General features: G+C 50.7%; 14 protein-coding genes. 7 read left to right on the top strand and 7 right to left on the bottom strand.

Going from position 1 to position 18508, the window contains the following annotated elements:
* Positions 1 to 171: 171 nt before the first annotated feature.
* Both EJP87_RS05940 and EJP87_RS05945 read left to right on the top strand, forming a co-directional pair.
* The gene (locus EJP87_RS05940; RefSeq protein ID WP_193771174.1) at positions 172 to 1632 is read left to right on the top strand and encodes a sensor histidine kinase; all 1461 of its coding nucleotides are present in this window, start codon (positions 172 to 174) and stop codon (positions 1630 to 1632) included.
* The gene (locus EJP87_RS05945) at positions 1632 to 3017 is read left to right on the top strand and encodes a sigma-54-dependent transcriptional regulator (protein WP_130470947.1); all 1386 of its coding nucleotides are present in this window, start codon (positions 1632 to 1634) and stop codon (positions 3015 to 3017) included. The genes EJP87_RS05940 and EJP87_RS05945 overlap by 1 nt, the downstream gene beginning before the upstream one ends.
* Before the next feature lie 140 nt (positions 3018 to 3157).
* Here the strand turns inward: EJP87_RS05945 and EJP87_RS05950 are convergent, their stop codons facing one another.
* The 7 genes from EJP87_RS05950 to acs form a co-directional block, all read right to left on the bottom strand.
* On the bottom strand, positions 3158 to 3466 hold the full coding sequence (locus tag EJP87_RS05950) for a hypothetical protein (RefSeq protein WP_130470948.1): 309 nt from the start codon (positions 3464 to 3466) through the stop codon (positions 3158 to 3160).
* Positions 3467 to 3799: 333 nt separating this feature from the next.
* A complete protein-coding gene (locus tag EJP87_RS05955) occupies positions 3800 to 5917 on the bottom strand; it encodes a 3'-5' exonuclease (RefSeq protein WP_130470949.1) in 2118 nt (705 codons plus the stop codon).
* Positions 5914 to 6300, bottom strand: coding sequence for a response regulator transcription factor (locus tag EJP87_RS05960; RefSeq protein ID WP_130470950.1), 387 nt, complete (start codon positions 6298 to 6300; stop codon positions 5914 to 5916). Before EJP87_RS05960 ends, EJP87_RS05955 begins: the two co-directional genes overlap by 4 nt.
* A gap of 23 nt (positions 6301 to 6323) precedes the next feature.
* Positions 6324 to 7763 (bottom strand): putative nucleotidyltransferase substrate binding domain-containing protein, encoded by a 1440-nt coding sequence (locus EJP87_RS05965; RefSeq protein WP_130470951.1) that lies wholly within the window; start codon positions 7761 to 7763, stop codon positions 6324 to 6326.
* Positions 7764 to 7867: 104 nt separating this feature from the next.
* Positions 7868 to 9562, bottom strand: coding sequence for a cation acetate symporter (locus tag EJP87_RS05970; protein ID WP_130470952.1), 1695 nt, complete (start codon positions 9560 to 9562; stop codon positions 7868 to 7870).
* On the bottom strand, positions 9559 to 9867 hold the full coding sequence (locus tag EJP87_RS05975) for a DUF485 domain-containing protein (RefSeq protein ID WP_420886847.1): 309 nt from the start codon (positions 9865 to 9867) through the stop codon (positions 9559 to 9561). The genes EJP87_RS05970 and EJP87_RS05975 overlap by 4 nt, the downstream gene beginning before the upstream one ends.
* A gap of 121 nt (positions 9868 to 9988) precedes the next feature.
* Positions 9989 to 11926, bottom strand: coding sequence for an acetate--CoA ligase (acs, locus tag EJP87_RS05980; RefSeq protein WP_130470954.1), 1938 nt, complete (start codon positions 11924 to 11926; stop codon positions 9989 to 9991).
* Positions 11927 to 12221: 295 nt separating this feature from the next.
* Here acs and EJP87_RS05985 point away from each other — a divergent pair, with 295 nt between their 5' ends.
* The 5 genes from EJP87_RS05985 (at position 12222) to EJP87_RS06005 (ending at position 18110) form a co-directional block, all read left to right on the top strand.
* Positions 12222 to 14348: an acetate--CoA ligase family protein gene (locus EJP87_RS05985; protein WP_130470955.1), complete on the top strand. Its 2127-nt coding sequence runs from the start codon at positions 12222 to 12224 to the stop codon at positions 14346 to 14348.
* Positions 14345 to 16222, top strand: a complete 1878-nt coding sequence (locus EJP87_RS05990) for a bifunctional acetyl-CoA hydrolase/transferase family protein/GNAT family N-acetyltransferase (RefSeq protein WP_227657479.1) — start codon at positions 14345 to 14347, stop codon at positions 16220 to 16222. The genes EJP87_RS05985 and EJP87_RS05990 overlap by 4 nt, the downstream gene beginning before the upstream one ends.
* Positions 16223 to 16238: 16 nt before the next feature.
* The gene (locus EJP87_RS18380) at positions 16239 to 16511 is read left to right on the top strand and encodes a helix-turn-helix domain-containing protein (RefSeq protein WP_227657480.1); all 273 of its coding nucleotides are present in this window, start codon (positions 16239 to 16241) and stop codon (positions 16509 to 16511) included.
* Between the two features lie 609 nt (positions 16512 to 17120).
* Positions 17121 to 17546 (top strand): bacteriohemerythrin, encoded by a 426-nt coding sequence (locus EJP87_RS06000; protein WP_130470957.1) that lies wholly within the window; start codon positions 17121 to 17123, stop codon positions 17544 to 17546.
* 72 nt (positions 17547 to 17618) lie between these two features.
* On the top strand, positions 17619 to 18110 hold the full coding sequence (locus EJP87_RS06005; RefSeq protein ID WP_130470958.1) for a chemotaxis protein CheX: 492 nt from the start codon (positions 17619 to 17621) through the stop codon (positions 18108 to 18110).
* Positions 18111 to 18508: the final 398 nt, after the last annotated feature.

Consider the following 18508-nt stretch of genomic DNA (forward strand, 5'->3'; position numbering starts at 1 on the left):
TGCACCCACCAGGAGGAGATAATCTCCTCCTGGACCTCCATAATAGTTTTCTGATTTTCAAATGCGATTGCCCTGGCAGAAAAGGTTGCATATCGCGACATGACTGTTGCAAAATGCAATCATCGTATTTCACATTAACCAGGTACTCCCATGCCCAGCAGCTCTCTGCAGATGAAAGTGGTCCTAGGCTATTATGCCATTAGCGCTATTCTCGTGTGTTTGTCACTATTTACCCTGGTGGATCTGCGCATGATGGAAAAACGGGTTGAAGAGGGCAACCAAATCAGTGGCCTGCTCAACAATGTCCTGGAGATGCGTCGCTATGAAAAAAATTGGCTGCTCTATCGACAAAATGAGGATGTGGAACAGATCCTGGATTATGCGACTTTGCTGCAACAGGTATTGGCCATCCCCACCATCGCTGTCCTGGCCGGTCCACAACAGATCCAGCATACCCAGGATCTGCTCAGCAACTACCAAAATCTGGTAGACAAGGAGATTCACTCCCTTAAAGAGCCCCATACAACCGAACAACTGGAAAATCGCTTGCGTGCTCTGGGCAAGGCGCTGGTCACCAGTGCCGAAGAGATTGCCACTCACGAACGGTTGTCGATCCGCATCGCCTTAGAAAAACATCGTACCTTGCTCTTTTTGGCGGTCATCGCTGTCTTGATTGGCATTACCCTGCTCGGACGCATCCTCTCCCATATGGTGGTTACCCCACTCAAACAGTTGGAAGAGAGCATGAATGCTATCGCCTCTGGCAATCTTTCCACCCCGCACATCTCCAGCCGTGACCGGGAAATACGCTCTCTGAGCGAAGCCTTTAACCGCATGCTGCAGGAGCTGGCGCTGCGCCACAAAATGCTTCTGCGCTCGGAAAAATTGGCAGCCATGGGGACTCTGCTCTCTGGGGTGGCCCACGAATTAAACAATCCGCTCTCCAACATCTTTACCTCGTGCCAAATCCTGCAGGAGGAGTTGCAAGAGAGTGAAAACTCCTTTCACGTGGAGATGCTCAACCAAATTGATCTCCAGGTTCAAAGAGCACGCAATATTGTCCGCTCTCTGCTCGATTTTGCCCGAGAACGCCCCTTTTTGCAGGAGGCCGTACCCCTTGCTGAACTGTTGCGGGATGTGATTCGCTTCAATAAAGGCAATATTCCCCCGCGCATTGTGGTACACAATCATATTCCCCCTGAACTCAAGCTTTTGGGTGATCGCCAACGCTTGCAACAGCTTTTTCTCAATTTGTTAAGCAATGCCATCGATGCCATTCCTGCTGCAGGAGCTATCCATTTTCGCTCGCTTCTTCCTCCCGATCCAACACTGCATCCCGATGATCTGCTGCGCTCCTCCTGTCAACGTTTGCGTGATCGTCCCTGGTGTGAAATTCGTGTCGATGATAATGGCTCCGGCATTGCACCAGCGATACTGGAACGCATTTTTGATCCCTTTTTTACAACCAAACCTCCAGGCAAAGGATCCGGCTTAGGTCTGGCGGTGGTGTTTGAAATCATTGAGGAGCATCAAGGAGCGATTCTGGCGGAAAGCACTCCTGGAGAGGGCACCAGCTTGCGTATTGCCTTGCCGCTTGCCACCCCCTGGCCGCCCGATCGGATCACCCACTGATGAATGAAACGCAAACCCTGATGATCGTGGACGATGAAGAGATTGCCGTGCGCAATCTCAGTCATGTCATGCGCAAGAGTGGCTACAAGGTCACCACCTGCGACAGCGGCCCGCAAGCTATGGAGCTGTTGCAGCAGCACTCTTTTGACGTTGTTCTCACCGATTTGCGGATGGATGGTGCCGACGGCATGGCGATTCTGCAGCAGTGCCGGGAGCGCTGGCCAGAAAGTGAAGTGATCATGATCACCGGCTTTGCCTCTCTGGAATCGGCAGTTGCGGCCATGCGTCAGGGCGCCTTTTTCTATATTGCCAAGCCGTTTCGTCTGGATGAAGTACGCAAGGTTGTCGCAGAGGCGATGGAAAAGGTGCGCCTGCGCCGTGAAAATCGCTCCCTGAAAGAGCAGTTGCAAAAATATCAATCTCCCAATGGCATTATCAGCCGCGATCCCACAATCAGTAAATTGCTCGAAGTGGCCCGACAGATCGGTCCCAGCAACTGCAATGTCTTGATTACCGGCGCCAGTGGAGTGGGCAAGGAGCTGTTTGCCCGCTATCTGCATCAGCATGGCACACGCCCGGATGCCCCATTTCTGGCTGTCAACTGCGGGGTTTTTACCGAAGATTTATTGGCCAACGAACTGTTTGGCCATGAAAAAGGTGCTTTCACCGGAGCGATGCAAAGCAAAACCGGTCTGGTGGAGGCCGCCAAAGGGGGGGTACTCTTTCTGGATGAAATTACCGAAATGAGCCTGGGCATGCAGGTTAAACTGTTGCGCGTCGTGCAAGAGAGAGAGTTTATGCGTGTGGGTGGCGTGCGACCGATTCCAGCCGATATTCGCTTTATTGCCGCCACCAACCGCCCCATTCAAGAGGCCCTTGCCTCAGGACGACTGCGCTCTGATCTCTACTATCGCCTGAATGTGGTTACCTTGGAAATTCCACCCCTACAGCAAAGAGCAGGCGATATTGCCTTGCTGGCTGACCATTTTTTGCAACGCAGTGCGCAACGTATGCACAAACCGATTCAGGGCATCTCCCCAGAGGCTTTACTGGCTTTACAACACTATCCCTTTCCAGGCAATGTCCGGGAATTGGAAAACATGATTGAGCGTGCCGTCGCCTTGTGCAACCATGATACCATCACCCTGCAGCACCTTCCTGAGCAATTGGCCAGCAAACCAGCTCCCTTGACACTGTTCCCACAGTTGCAAAGCAAGCCTACCTTGGAGGAGCTGGAGCAACACTATATTCAGTGGGTATTGAGTGAATGTCAGGATAATCAAACCTTGGCCGCTGAGATTTTGGGCATTGATCGTGTTTCCCTCTGGCGCAAGCTCAAACGCCTCAAAAATCAAGAGACAATCCCCTCTTCCCCCAGCCCATAAAACCATTGCTTGCAACTGCTAATCTGCACAAAAAGAGAGTTGTCGGGCAATTAATCGCAGAGAAGATACTGGGCAATCAGTCGCAAAGAGGTTATAAGGATAATTGGTCGCAGAGAAGATACAGAAAAATTTGCCTACTCTTACACCATCCTGGCCAATGCCTTTTTTCTCAAACGCATGGAGGAAAAGAGAGAGCGCACTCTTGTCCAGATACTCTCCCAGGCAATGGATGGCTGCGATTCCGCACTCCGTACTGCTGACACCAACCCCCCCCGTTCAATATCCTGCAACAAACCCTGCAAAGAACGACGACGATCAAGGCAATCATACAGATTGAGCAAGCTGACAGCAGAACCATCCGCATTCATCTGTTCCTTGATCAGCCGCACTCCTTCCGCAGAACCCTCATGCAAATCCACCACTGTAATGATCCGTGCCAAAAGTTCCATGGTACACCCTGCCCTTTATTGTGCGAAAATGGATCGCCGCTTCTGTTTCAGCCTGCAAGCATTTGGCTATCCTTGGTTGTTGCTTCTCTTTTCGCAGAAAACATTCCAATATTTTTTCTTATATATATCAATATTTTATAATGAAATCAGCCATGGACACCCCCTGCTGTGCTGAAATATGCAACAGCAAAAGAGTTGCAAAATGCAACCATACAAACAAGGATAAAGCAGATAATCAATCCTGAAACAAAGAGGCGTGCACTTGGCAATCAGTTCAGGCGAAAGTACTATGCTTGATGGCAAAAGATGCTGCTTGAGGGAGAGAGGCGAGGATTAATAGTTGGCTTTGGCCTGCTGGCGACGAATCTGTACCATGCTCTGTGATGCCTGCATGGCCAAACCCAGGGTGGAAATACCTTTTGCTTTCATTAATTCCAATAATTTTAAAAAGACTTCAGCAGTCACTTCGGTATCGCCCATAGCGGTATGGCGATCGTGGATGCTCACCCCCAGGCGTTCTGCTATCGCATCCAGTGTATGATCGGTCACCTCTTCATGGAGATATACCGACAACAATAAAGTATCCAAAACGGGGTTATCGAAACGTATTTCACACACAGACTCTTTCATCTGTAAAAATTTCATATCAAAAGCGGCATTATGGGCCACCAATACCGCATCGCCCACAAACTCCTTGAATTGTGGCAATACCTCGGCAATAGTCGGCTTGTCTTGCACATCAGCATCACTCAACCCATGAATTTTGGTCGATTCGGCGGGAATGGGGCGTCCGGGATTGATCAAACGCTCAAACTTTTCGCCAGTCAAAGTCCGTCCATTGACAATACGTAATCCGGCAATGGAGATAATCTCATCCCCTTTGGAAGGGTGCAGACCGGTCGTTTCCGTATCAAACACCACATAATTCAAGGAGCTCAAAGAACGTCCCACCAGACGACCCAAGCCGGCAAAAGAGTCCATCAGGGAAAAATCATAAAATTCTGGCCGTTCTGGCATCTCAACTTCTGGCAGTTGCCACTGGCGCGGTGAAGTGGTAACCGGTACGCGCAGCAAGGCATATCCTTCTCGTCGATGCGCACGACACCACAATTGGCAACCATGCCGATCCAATATCTCCTGCACAGAGAGCATGGCACCGGCATCAGCAACACTGATGGCACTCCACGACTCCACCTCGGTTGCGGGAACTACGCGCCCATGCCAGATAAAATCCAGATAGACCCGCCGATCCCCCATCAAGGTCTCGACCTCGATCAACCCCTCTTCGGTATAACTCACCGCCTCCAGCAGCACCTTTTCCAAAGCCAACAACAGCGCAGGGGCATCGGCTCGCAGCCATAAGGGCTCACCAATCACCTGCAATCGAATCACTTCATGACGCTCCAGGCGGCGCTGCAATCCCGCCAACAGATCCGAACTCAACACATCGGTCTGCAACCAATGGTCCACAGCCAGTGCATCGGCCTCTCCGGCTATCCATTCCAAATGCTCGGATAACAGCTTTCCTTCATCATAGACAACCTGCACAAATTGGCCGAGCACTTCCGGCTCCATTTCCGGATGCAGCAACATGGTTTCTGCTGCTGCACGCAAATTGGCCACCGGACCACGCATATTTTCCAAACCATGGTGAATCAACAGATCTCCCTGGCGCAACGCAGCCATACTCTGGGCCGCCTCTTCCAAGGTGATCAAATATTGCATCTTGCCTTTGGAGCCATCCACTGGCAACAAGCTCATCCGACAATCGAGCATACGCTCATCCCCAACAACAGCACAAAAAAAGCGCACCCCGTTGGCAACGGTACACTCTTGTTGATTGTTGCAATGGGTCAATAAGGTCATGGTGGTCTCAACCGGCATGCGGGCACAAAGCTCATAAAAAGAGCGCCCCAAACCAAGAAACTCCGCCCGATGACGAAACAGATTTTGTGCTGCCGCATTATATAAAACAATTCCTGCTTCACTGTTGATCACCACCAAACCGATATGCAGATTTTTGATCAACCGCTCCAGGCGCTCCAGACCATCCATCCCATGCGTCAACGCCTCTTTGACCTGGCGACGCGCATAAAAGAGAGCTGCCGCCAACTGCCGAGCCGTTGTGGGCAGATCTCCCAATAGATGATCGGAACGTAAAGCATGGTGATGATTGGGATCGGCATTGGCCATGATGGCCATACTGCGATCCAATTGTGACAGAGGCCTCATCAATACCCGGTCCAGCCAACTCCAGACCTGCAGCAAAAGCAAAGCCAAACAGAAAAGGGCAAACAGCAACAACACAAACAGATTTTGCAACCACAAACGCATCTCATCGGCCATGCTGGGCATTTCCCGCAGCGCCTGCCAGAGGATGGCCCCTGCCACAGCCAAAGCCAGGAGAAAAAAAAGCAGCAACACCCCCCAAAATTTACTGCGATTACTCACCCGTTCGGCTCACTCTGTAGACCCAGCAGATTGCGCACTTTCAGCACCAGATCCCGGGTGGAAAAAGGCTTGGTCACATAATCATCCGCCCCCAAAGCCAACCCTTTCTCTTGCTCTACCTCCCGACCCTTGGCGGTCAACATGATAATGCGTACCCCCTGCAAGGCAGGATCAGCGCGAATCGCTTCGCAGACATCATAGCCGTTACGTTTGGGCATCATGACATCCAGCAAAACCAGATCGGGCTTTTTTGCCGCCACCGCCTGCAGAGCCTCTTCCCCATCACTGGCTGAACGCACCGAAAACCCCTCTTTCTTCATTAAAAACTCCAAAGAAAGCACTATGTTTGGTGCATCATCTACGATCAAAATCTCTACTGACATGAGCTCACCCTCTAATTTCCCCTTTATTGCAGAGAACGCAAACGAAAATGATGGGTCAGCAACTGCTTGAAACGATCCACAATTTCAAAACAATCACGCAACTTTTCCCGATCCAAACGTCCCAAGCTGCTCAACAATAAATGATCGTTACCCGCTTTGCCCTGTTCCTGGTTGCGTAGGCGCGAGCGTATGCGCAACCCATACATAAAATCAAAAGCATCGATCAAATCATTCCCCAACGACTCCTCTAATACCCCTTTGCGGATCAAACCGCGAATCCGGCGAATGGTGTTGGGATCACGCAGGCGCTGCTCCAAAGCCAAACTGCGCGCCCCATGCACAATCGGAAAAATACCCCCCCTTTTCAGATCAATCTGGCCCTGCTTGGTTCCTTTTTCTACAATAAATCGTTTGAAAATGCCTATCGGAGTCTTGAAATTGAGCACCGGCATGGCAAAATGGGCATAAAAAACCGGATCAGCAGGCAAACTGGCCATTAAATAGTCTCGTATCGCCCGAAACAGTTTGGCATCACCCGCCACAGCCCGCGCATCATAACAGATGGCCAAGTGCATCAGGTTGTCAGGAGTGGGATTTTCAATCCAACCGCTTAAGCGCGTTTGAAACGCCCGCACCCCGCATCCCCAAATCGGGTTGCTCATCATCACATTGCCCGGACAGGGTGGATAACCCAATTGCAACAGTGCTGCGGTAAATGCGTGGCGAAAATGTTCCATCTCCACTGCCGGCAACATCTCATCGACAATCAGTGCATTATCTTGATCGGTTTTGACAATCTGCTCCCCCCGACCTTCACTGCCCAAAACTAAAACACAGAGATGTTCCAACACCTCGGGAGTGGAAATCAGGCGTGCCAATTTGACGTAGATATGCCGGTCCAGCTCGCGTACCAGGCGCCCAATATAGCGCACCTGCATCCCTTTGCTGAAAAGAGAGTTGACCCAATGGCTTTGGTGCAAAACCGCTTCGGCCAACTCCTCCACAGAGGTAGCCTGATGAATACGTTGAATGCTCAACGAAGCATGGTTGGTCAAATAGGAGAGCAGCTCGGTCAACCCCAGGGTCGCTATCACATTCTCTGAGGTACCCACCACCAAACGATTGACCCCACGTTTGGTCATCAACAACAAGGCTTTGAACAGCAACTCATCCGAGGAAGCGGTCACCAGATTCCAGGAGGCAATTTCATAAATCGGGGTATCGACAGAGAGAGCAGAAAGAGCCAAGGCATCGCGAATATCGGCGCTGGTGACGATACCATGCGCCCCTTCCCGACTGACCAATACACTGTCAATCCGGCGGGCACGCATCTGCTGAGCAGCCTCGCGAATGGTTGTTACATCATCGAGAATGACCGGTTTGGTCAGATTGAGATCCCGAATGCGCGAGGTCAGAATGGAGGTGACCGAACCTTCGTAATCCCATTCACGGATCTTGGTCATGGCCGCCACCAACCACGCCTAGAGAAAAGGAAAAAACACTTTGAAAAAAAGTCTGGACTCCCTGCAACAACAAGGAGTCCAGACTATCAACAGCCTACACTACATCAATGCTTGGAAGCCTCGTTAATACCGATACCGACTTCACAACGCACCTGCTGAGCATCAAAACGAGCCCGCTCAATTTTGGCCTGCTCACTAAAATCCAACTTGGAGAAGATCCAGCAACCGACAAAGGCCAAGGTCATCGAGAAGATGGCCGGATCCTTGTAGGGGAACAAAGGTGCTTTGTTACCCAAAACATCCACCCAAACGGTTTTCGAGAGCACCACCATCACCACCGTGGTGATCAAGCCCAAACTGCCACCGATCATGGCACCACGGGTGGTCAAACCTTTCCAGTGAATGGAGAGAAAGAGGATCGGGAAGTTGGCCGAAGCGGCAATGGCGAAGGCCAAGCCAACCATGAAGGCCACATTCTGCTTCTCGAATTGAATACCCAACCAAATGGCAATCATACCGATCACCAAGGCAGAGATCTTCGACACTTTCATTTCAGTGGCTTCATTGACCTTGCCGCCGCAGATGGCATTGGCAAAAAGGTCATGCGACACTGCCGATGCACCAGCCAAGGTCAAGCCAGAGACCACTGCCAGAATGGTGGCAAAGGCCACAGCAGAGATGAAACCAAGGAAGAGGTCACCACCAGTAGCATGTGCCAAATGGATAGCGGCCATATTGTTGCCACCGGCCAACACCCCCTTGGCTGTATCCATATACTGCGGATTTGGCGCCACCATCATCACCGCACCAAAACCGATGATGAAGGTCAAAATGTAGAAATAACCGATGAAACCAGTTGCATAAAACACTGATTTACGTGCTTCCTTGGCGTTTGGAACGGTGAAAAAGCGCATCAGAATGTGCGGCAGTCCAGCGGTACCAAACATCAACGCCAAACCCAGAGAGATGGCAGATACAGGGTCACTCACCAACCCCCCTGGGGCAAATATATCTTTGTTGTCGGCCACCACTTTCTTATGATCAGCCAAAGCGCTGGTCTTGATGCTTTCCATAGCCGTTTTGAAGAAGAGTTCCAGATTGAAACCGGTATGGTTGAGCGCCACCAATGCAATAAAGGAGGCACCGGTCAACAGCAAAACCGCTTTGATGATCTGCACCCAGGTGGTGGCGATCATGCCGCCGAAGGCCACATAGAGAACCATCAACACACCGACCACAATGACCGCATATTCATAAGGCAAGCCAAACAGTGTTTTGATCAACTGTCCTGCACCCACCATCTGCGCAATCAGATAGAGGATCACGGTACAAAGGGTTCCCATAGCCGACAAGGTACGGATCGGCACCTGCGACAGACGGAAAGAGACAATATCGGCAAAGGTGTAGCGCCCCAAGTTGCGCAGTTGTTCAGCCATCAGGAAGAGAATGACCGGCCAACCCACCAAAAAGCCGATGGAATAGATCAAACCATCATAGCCCTTGGCAAACACCATGGCGGAGATTCCCAGGAAGGAGGCTGCCGACATATAGTCACCGGCAATGGCCAGACCATTCTGGAAACCGGTGATACCACCACCCGCAGCATAGAAATCCTTGGTACTTTTGGTACGCGAAGCCGCCCAATAGGTAATACCCAGAGTGACCACAACAAAGATGAAAAACATCACGATGGCGGTAATATTCAAGCCCGCATCTGCTTTGCCTGGTTCAGCAGCCCAGGCGGCTGACCCCCACAAGGCAACCGGCAGAGATAACAAAGCTCCTGTCAGTTGATTCATTTCAGCTCCTCCTTGATGTCGCTGATCAGCGCATCATATTTACTGTTTGCGCGCCGCACATAAATTCCGGTCAACAAGAATGCCGAGAGGATGATGAACACTCCAAAGGGAATTCCGACCGAAATAACGCTGTCTGGAGAGATTTTTGTCCCCAGAGATTTGGGCCAAAAGGCAACAATAACGATGAAGGAATAATAGATAATCAGCATGACCACGCTGAGAATCCAGGCAAAGCAGGAACGGCGAATAACCAGTTCCTGGTACTTCGGGTTTGCTGTGATCCGTTTAACAAGCTCGCTATCCACGGATTCGTTGCTCATAACGAATACTCCTGATTGGCGTTGATGAGGTGATGGCAAATCCCCCCCCTGAAAGCCATCTACTTGCTACCGCTACTCCTGCACAATCTGGTCAAACACCAGAGTGTCAAGTTGGTTGCCGTTCGCTGATCAACTTCTGCACCACACTGGGATCTGCAAGTGTGGTGGTATCACCCAGGCTATCCAACTCGTTGGAGGCGATTTTGCGCAGAATGCGGCGCATGATTTTGCCGGAACGGGTTTTGGGCAAACCGGGGGCCCACTGCATGATGTCGATGTGCGCAATTGGTCCGATCTCCTTGCGAACCAAAGCGCCCAACTCTTTGCGCAACGCTTCCGTGGGCTCTTCTCCTACCATCAGGGTGACAAAGGCATAAATACCCTGTCCTTTGATGGAATGCGGATAACCCACAACCGCTGCTTCGGCAACTTTTTCGTGCAAAACCAGGGCTGATTCAATCTCTGCTGTGCCCAGATTATGGCCGGAAACGATGATAATATCATCAACGCGGCCAGTGATCCAGTGATAGCCATCTTCATCACGGCGGCAACCATCCCCGGGGAAGTAACGTCCGGGATAAGCGGCAAAATAGGTGTTAAAGAAGCGGGCATGATCACCATAGACGGTACGCATCATGCCGGGCCAGGGACGGGTGATGGTCAGAATACCGGAGGTAGCCCCTTCCTGGACCACACCCTTTTCATCGACCACCTCTGGCACCACACCAAAGAAGGGCAGCGTTGCCGAACCCGGTTTGGTGGCAATCGCACCCGGCAACGGGGTAATCATGATGCCGCCGGTTTCGGTCTGCCACCAGGTATCCACAATCGGGCAACGAGCGTCGCCAACCGTATGATAATACCACTCCCAAGCCTCTGGATTGATCGGCTCACCCACCGAACCCAACAAACGCAAGGATTGACGGCTGGTGTTCTTGACAAAGCTGTCACCCTGGGCCATCAAAGAACGAATGGCTGTCGGCGCGGTGTAGAAGATATTGACCTGATGCTTGTCGATCACCTGCCAGAAACGACCGGCATCGGGATAGGTGGGAATTCCCTCAAAAATCAAGGTAGTGGCACCATTGGAGAGCGGTCCGTAGACGATATAGCTGTGGCCTGTGATCCAACCCACATCGGCAGTGCACCAATAGACATCACCATCATGATAATCAAATACATAACGATGGGTCATGGTGGCATAGAGAATATAGCCACCTGTGGTATGCAGCACCCCTTTCGGCTTGCCGGTCGAACCGGAGGTGTAGAGGATAAACAAGGGATCTTCAGCTTCCATGGGTTCAGCCGGGCAATCGGCTGAGGCCGCTGCAATCGCTTCGTGATACCAAATATCCCGTTTGGGATCCATGGGTACGCTGCCACCGGTCAAGCGAATGGTCACCACTGTATGCACGGAGGGACAGGATTTGACCGCTTCATCGACATTGACGCGCAAAGGAATCTTTTTCGCGCCACGAACCCCTTCGTCAGAGGTGATGACGGCACAGCTCTGGGCATCCTGGATACGATCCTTCAGCGATTCCGGGGAGAAACCACCAAAAACCACCGAATGCACCGCACCAATACGGGTGCAGGCCAACATGGCGACTGCCGCTTCCGGGATCATCGGCATGTAGATACAAACCCGATCCCCTTTATTGATATTGCGCGATTTTAAGACATTGGCAAAACGACACACCTCTTCATGCAGCTCTTTGTAGGTGATGCGCTTCGACTGATTGGGATCATCCCCCTCCCAAATGATGGCTGTTTGATCACCACGGGTTTGCAAATGGCGATCCAGACAGTTGTAGGAGACATTCAGCTCTGCACCATCAAACCAACGGATATGGGCTTTGTTAAAATCCCAATCAACAACCGTATCCCACTTTTTGAACCAATGAATAAATTGCTCTGCCTGCTCCGCCCAGAATCCTTCCGGATCGTTGACTGAGCGTGCATACATCTCCTCATACTTTTCCTTGGTAATGTGTGCCCTGGCGGCTACTTCCGAGGGAACGGGATAAACCTTTTCATTACTCATTCCGATAGCTCCTTAGTCAGTCTAGTCTGGCAAAGAAAAATAGAACTCTTTGCCATTGTTGATTAAGCAATCGCTAAAAAAAAAACGACACGACAAACCGGAAGAGTTCGTGCAGGATACCGCCCCTCCCGGCAGAGAATAATTTCCCCCTCCCCTCAACGATCCTTGAGCCTAGCAGCAATAACTGTATGATTCAAGAGATAATATTCCATCGCTCCCTTTTACGGGTCGGAGGACTATGAGCAAACCCTGTTAATCCTACAAAAAAAACGATTTATTTCGCGAAAGAAGATACGTGAATCACACGCCACACTCTCTGACTCCCCTTCTGGCACCTCGTGCGCTGGCAATTGTCGGAGTCTCCCGCTATCCCCATAAATTGGGTCATCTTCTCTTGGCCAATTTGCTGGCGAGCGGCTACTCTGGAACCATTCATGTCATCAATGGCAATGGGGGGGAGATTCTTGGCCGTCCGGTCAGCAAGGATCTTACTGCCGTACCGCGTGGGATCGATTTGGTGGTCCTGGCCATCCCGGCGCATACCGTCCTGGCGCAAGCCAAAGTGGCCATCAGTCGCAATTGTGCTGCCTTGATGGTCCTGACCGACGGTTTTCGCGATCGCGACGAAGAGGGCGCCAAACGCGAAGCCGAATTGGCAAAAATGTGTCGTGATCGTGGTGTTTTACTGCTGGGCCCCAACTCTTTGGGCATCCTGATGCGCAAAGAAAATTATAACCTTTCCCTGCTCTCCTGCCTGCCCCCGCCAGGAGGAATCTCTCTGTTTGCCCAATCAGGCGCTGTCTGTGCCGCCACTTTGGACTGGATGGCCTCCCGGCAATTGGGTTTGGCAAAAATGGTTGGACTGGGCAACCAGACCGGTGTTCAGGATGCACAGATTCTTGCCTATCTTGCCCATGATCCCGAAACCCAGGTCATTGCCTGCCATCTGGAATGGGTTGCCGGAGGAAGTGAATTTTTGAAGGCCGCCATGGAGGCTTCCCTGCATAAACCGGTGGTGTTACTGCTTGGTGGTGGCAGCGCCTGGTATACCAGCGGCAGTTTGCGTCAACCAGGATGCCATATCCACTCACCCAGCGTTTTTTCCGCTGCCTGCGACCGTACCGGCATTATCCAAACCAGCCATTTTCAACAATGGTTGGATATTTTGTTGGCTGTTGCCCGTTCGCCCTTGCCCAACAATAATCGTGTTGCCGTGCTCAGTAATGGTCGTGGTCCCGGTCTGCTGACTACCGACATTCTCGACCATCATGGCCTGATTGGTACCGGTTTGGCAAAAGAGGCTGCGCAACTGCTGCATGAACAACTGCTCCCGCGCAGCAATTTTGACGGCCCCTGGGATTTAAGCGGTGTCGCCCAACCAGAACATTTTCGTATCGCTCTGCACGCTGCTCTGGCCGAACCAACCATTGACGCCGCTTTTGTCGTCGTCACCCCCCATCCCCTGGCCGAACCGGAAGCGATTGCCCAAGCTTTGTGCCAGGAAAATAGCCATCACAAACCAATCCTGGCCGTCTTGATGGGTGGCAACCGGATGCGTCCGGCGGTCGCTCTCTGTGATCAAAATGCCATTCCCTGCTATCCCACCCCGGAAAGGGCTGCCATTGCCCTGACTGCCCTGGAGCAATATCGCCATTGGCGTCAACGCCCAGCACGCATTATCAGCCAATTTGCCGTCAATCACAGTCGCGTGCGCCGCTTGCTGCAGCGTTTTCGCATGCTGAACATCCAGCATCCGGTCGATCTGGATGGCAAAGAGCTGCTGCATGCTTATGGTATTACCGTTCCCGATGGAGAAGCAGCCCACTCGGTCGAAGAGACGTTACAAGTGGCAGAGCGTTTGGGCTATCCGGTCTCGTTGCACCTGCTTTCACCGGAAATTCATCTGGCCAACGATCCAGAAATTCAGCGCGTGGAGGTGAGTGAACCCAGTGCAGTACGCGATGCCTATGATCTGCTGACCCTGCGTTTTGCCCGGCGCGTCCCAGATGGACGTTTGGATGGTCTTTTTGTCGAAAAACAGCTCTCCCATGGCCGTCCTCTGTTGATGGGTATGAAACGGGATGCCCAGTTTGGGCCCCTGCTGCATGTGGGCCACGCCCATCCACTCTCCCTGAACGATGATCTCTGCCAATTGGCTCCCATCACCACTGATGAAGCGCTGGTCATGTTGCGGAGCGCCTGTCGTCTGCACACCCAGGATGCCGATGAAAACGAAGAGATCAGCGAAGGCGAGTGTTTGATCGTGGCCGAGGTATTGCAACGCATCAGCCAACTGGCCATTGATTTTCCCAGCATTCGCAGTATAAAAATTCACCCATTGATTGTCCGCCGCAACGGTCTGCCTCCAGTGGCCACCGAGTGCGAAATTGAACTGGACCATAGCAGTGAGCCCCTATTATGAGCCATCCCTTTGCAGAATATGATCCGCGCTGGCAGATCCGTTATGCCGCCATGGTGACCGATGCCCAACTGGCGGTGCGTCGCATTAAACCAGGACAGCGCATCTTTCTCGGCAGTGGCGCCGCAGTACCTCTGGCCCTGTTGCGCGCCTTGCTCAACGAACGCAGCCGTTTGGCCGACATCGAAATTGTCACCCTGTTTACTGCCGGAGAGCTCCCCCCCGCCATGCGGGAGCTCTCCGAGATCTTTACAATCAACACCTTTTTTATTGTTGATTCGGTTCGGGAGCTGGTGCAAACCGGCAGAGCCGACTATACCCCGATTCTTATTTCCGATTTGCCCAAACTCTTTGCCAGTGGTCAACTTCCTTTGGATGTGGCGATGATTCAGGTCACCCCGCCAGACAAGGATGCACAGGTCAATCTGGGCATCAATGTGGATGTAGTGCGTTGCGCGACTGAAAATGCCCATTTGATTTTGGCCCAGGTCAATAGCCAACTGCCACGCACCTGTGGTGATTCCACGCTCTCGGTCTGGGATCTGGATCTGCTCATTCCTGCTGATGAAGAGCTGCCGGAGTTGCCGGTACAGAACCCTGACGAAACCTTGCAGAGTATTGGCAAACATGTGGCAGCATTGGTACCCGATGGCGCTACAGTACAGAGCGGCATCGGGCGCGTCCCGCAAGGGATGCTCAGCCATTTGGTGCACAAAAAAAATCTGGCCATTCATACCGAAATGGTCTCGGACACCATCCTGGATCTTTTGGCATCGGGAGCCTTATCGGATGCCGCCGACGGCAAAGCAGAGGCAGAACGGATCAACACCAGTTTTGCCTTGGGAAGTCGCCGTCTCTATGATGCGGTGCAGGACAATCCGGTTTTTCGTTTTCGCCGCTCGGAATATATCAATGATCCGCAGCAGATTGCCCGACACCAACGCATGGTCTCGATCAACGGTGCTTTGCAGGTGGATTTGACCGGACAGGTGTGTGTGGACTCTCTGGGCACACATTTTTATTCGGGTATTGGCGGCGTGGTCGATTTTAATCTGGGTGCGGCCAACTCGGCAGAGGGCAAAGCGATTATAGCGCTGCCCTCCACGGCCCGCAAAGGCAAGGTTTCGCGGATTGTTGCCCAATTGACACCCGGTGCAGGAGTGGCCCTCAATCGCGGCATGGTTCATTATATCGTCAGCGAATATGGTATTGCCTATCTTTTTGGCAAGACCATTCAGGAGCGGGCCTTGGCACTGATCAGCATTGCCCATCCCGATTTTCGGGTATCATTATTGAAGAGGGCGGTCAAACTGGGTTTTGTGCGCCCGGAAGTGGGTGAGGTGGATGGACAGATCTGGGTCGGCAGTCGGGAGTTGCGCACATCGTTATTGCTGGAAAGCGGACAGTTGTTGACTTTCCGCTCCTCTCGTCCCACCGATTGGAAACCGATCAAAAAGATGCTGTATTCGCTCTCTGAAGGGACGGTGTACCGTCGTTTCATGAGCCATGTCAAACGCTTTCCCTTCAATCGATTAAAAAATTTCACCTTCATTGACCAACGGCGGGATGTGGTAGTAGTCGGGACCGTTTTTGATGGGCAGAGCGATGTGATTATTGCCATCGGGGGATATAATGTAGATGGTCCCTCCAACCGGGCAGAGGTGGCCTTTTTGGTGCGTGACGAATGGCAAGGACAAGGAATCGGCACCTTCATGATGCGCCATCTGGCCAATATGGCACGCAGTGCCGGCTTGGCAGGTTTAACTGCGGAAACCCTGGTGGACAATCGACCGATGCAAGGGGTGCTCAACAAATGCGGTTATGCTGTCACCTCCCACTCCGACGGAGACACAGTCCATTTTGAGATTGATTTTTAGTATTGGAAAGACAACGGTGCAGCAGTGGGAACAGGGGCAGAAAAAACCATCGGGTCCAGCACTGCGCCTGCTTGACCTGATCGACCGTAATGGTTTGACCGTTCTCAGTTGGCTGGTTGCGATGAGAAACCCACTCTTCCCGACCACCCAGACAAGACGAGTCAGCCAAGCTGCATTGACGGCTAAAGAGGCTTCAACCGATCCTCGCGCTCTGGGCCGTGAATTGCCAATCCACCTTGCTGTTTTTCTGGTTGCGTTCCCTTTCCCATACGGAAACTTCTCGATCTAACCTTGTCTTTGTCAGGAATCATCGCTGCATACACTGGCTACCGAGGAGACGCAACTCGATTGCCGCCATATTCAACCAAATGCCGTGTTTTGGTGTATAATAATTTCAAAACGATCCAATATTCTGCGGACTTCCGCTGGTGCAAATGCTTGCAATAACGCTGGCTGCTGTGTGTTCAGGTTGTCCCCCGTAAAAACAATTATGTCAGCGTCAGGATAAAGGCTATCCGCCACATCACGAGTAAAAATATTTTTTTACACTCTGCGCTACACATGTAAAAAAATATTTTGTTACAAACTTTTCTTCCTTGTCGTGACTGACCAAAGCAGAGAGGGATCTCTTCTCCGTAAAAACCGTGACAGCAAAATCTTTTATTATGAATGTTAATATCTATACTCTATAGATATTATTTTATTTGTTTTTATATTTTTTTCTTGTGACAATTTGTTAAAAACAGATTATTGGCTACAGGTTGCGCCTGAAAAAAATTTAGCTTAAACCATTGATATTCAATATAATTTTTATTGGCACGGTTTCTGCTTTATATCCAGCAAAACAAGTAAATTTAATTTGTTGCAAACTTTTTGAAGCTGTTTTGGAGATATATATATGAGTAGAAATTGCAACATGGCGCTAGAGTATCATATGCCGATAGAGTTTCATCTGGGACATCAAGAAATAGACAGACAACATGATGTTATTTATAGTCTGTATAATTATTTTATTGGATGCAACAAAACAGATCGTGAACATAACAAGTGCCATGAAACCTTAAGCTCTATCAGCAAATATGTTATCGTTCATTGTAATTATGAAGAGGAGCTGATGAAAAACATTGTGTACAGCAAAAGAGATGATCACATAATCGAGCATTTACAGTTGATAGAAATTACCAGAATATTTCAGGATAGAATAGATAAGGATCCTGACAATAATGAGTTAATAGCCAGTTATGGAGAGTTTTTTATCGATTGGTTTCAACATCATGTGTGTATAACAGACAGAGAATTGATAAATTCTCTGCGTCAATTATAGCAAAAATCATGGATTGATTATGTGATTGGGTTGCCTTACCGACAATTGATCATATGTGAAAAGGAGAGCAGAATGAGCAAGTTGGATCTATCTGATTTGGCAGATATTATCATACACTCTGTCAGTGATACCGCACTGACTTTTTTTACCACAGATGTAGGAATCCAGGCTGGCCCGGTAGTCGTGAAACCGGAAGATCAACCCTACAAACCGCCACAAGCAGATATTACGGCAGTCGTTGGCTTTTCCGGCTATTTGCAGGGGGGAGTCCATTTGTCTGCACCTTTTCATGCCGCTATTGGCTTGGCCTCGGCATTTTCTGGAGAGACGATTGATAAACTTGATGATGTGGCATGTGATGCTCTAGGCGAGTTGACCAATATTATTGCCGGTTCAGTAAAAGAGCGCGTAAACGATGCCGTTTTTCTGACGCCACCACAAGTGGTCACTGGTGAAAATCATAATGTCTCTTACACAAAGATATTGGAAAGTACCAAGTGCTATTTTAGAACAGATAATGGTCCCTTTTTTGTTGAAGTATTTTATGTCAACAGAGAGGTGTGATAGGGGCAAAATGGATCAATAACTGTCTCTTGTCAGCGGTTGTTTGGAAGCGGTCCGTTTCAGATAATCACCCAAACAACCGACAAGAACAGAAGGAGAGGTAACTATTCAGGTTCGTGATGGCTCGCCAGCTCTACCCCCATGGGGATGCTGTGTGGATTGGCGCAAAAATGCGCGCCAATCCACACAGCTTGCTTCCATTAGGCGCTTAAGCCGACGCAAAGAGCGCGTCGGCTTAGTTTGAAAAGCGCGCCAAAGGCAAAAGATTAAAAAGCAAAATCCCAGGGATTCCATCCCTGGACCCGGCCAGGGAGGTGCCCTCCCTTACAGGTGTAGGTTTTTTATAGAAAGTTAGAAATTAACGGCGAAACAAGAAGATCCGATAAATAAGTACGGTC

This window comes from Candidatus Magnetaquicoccus inordinatus (assembly GCF_004217665.1).
Lineage (GTDB): Bacteria > Pseudomonadota > Magnetococcia > Magnetococcales > Magnetaquicoccaceae > Magnetaquicoccus > Magnetaquicoccus inordinatus.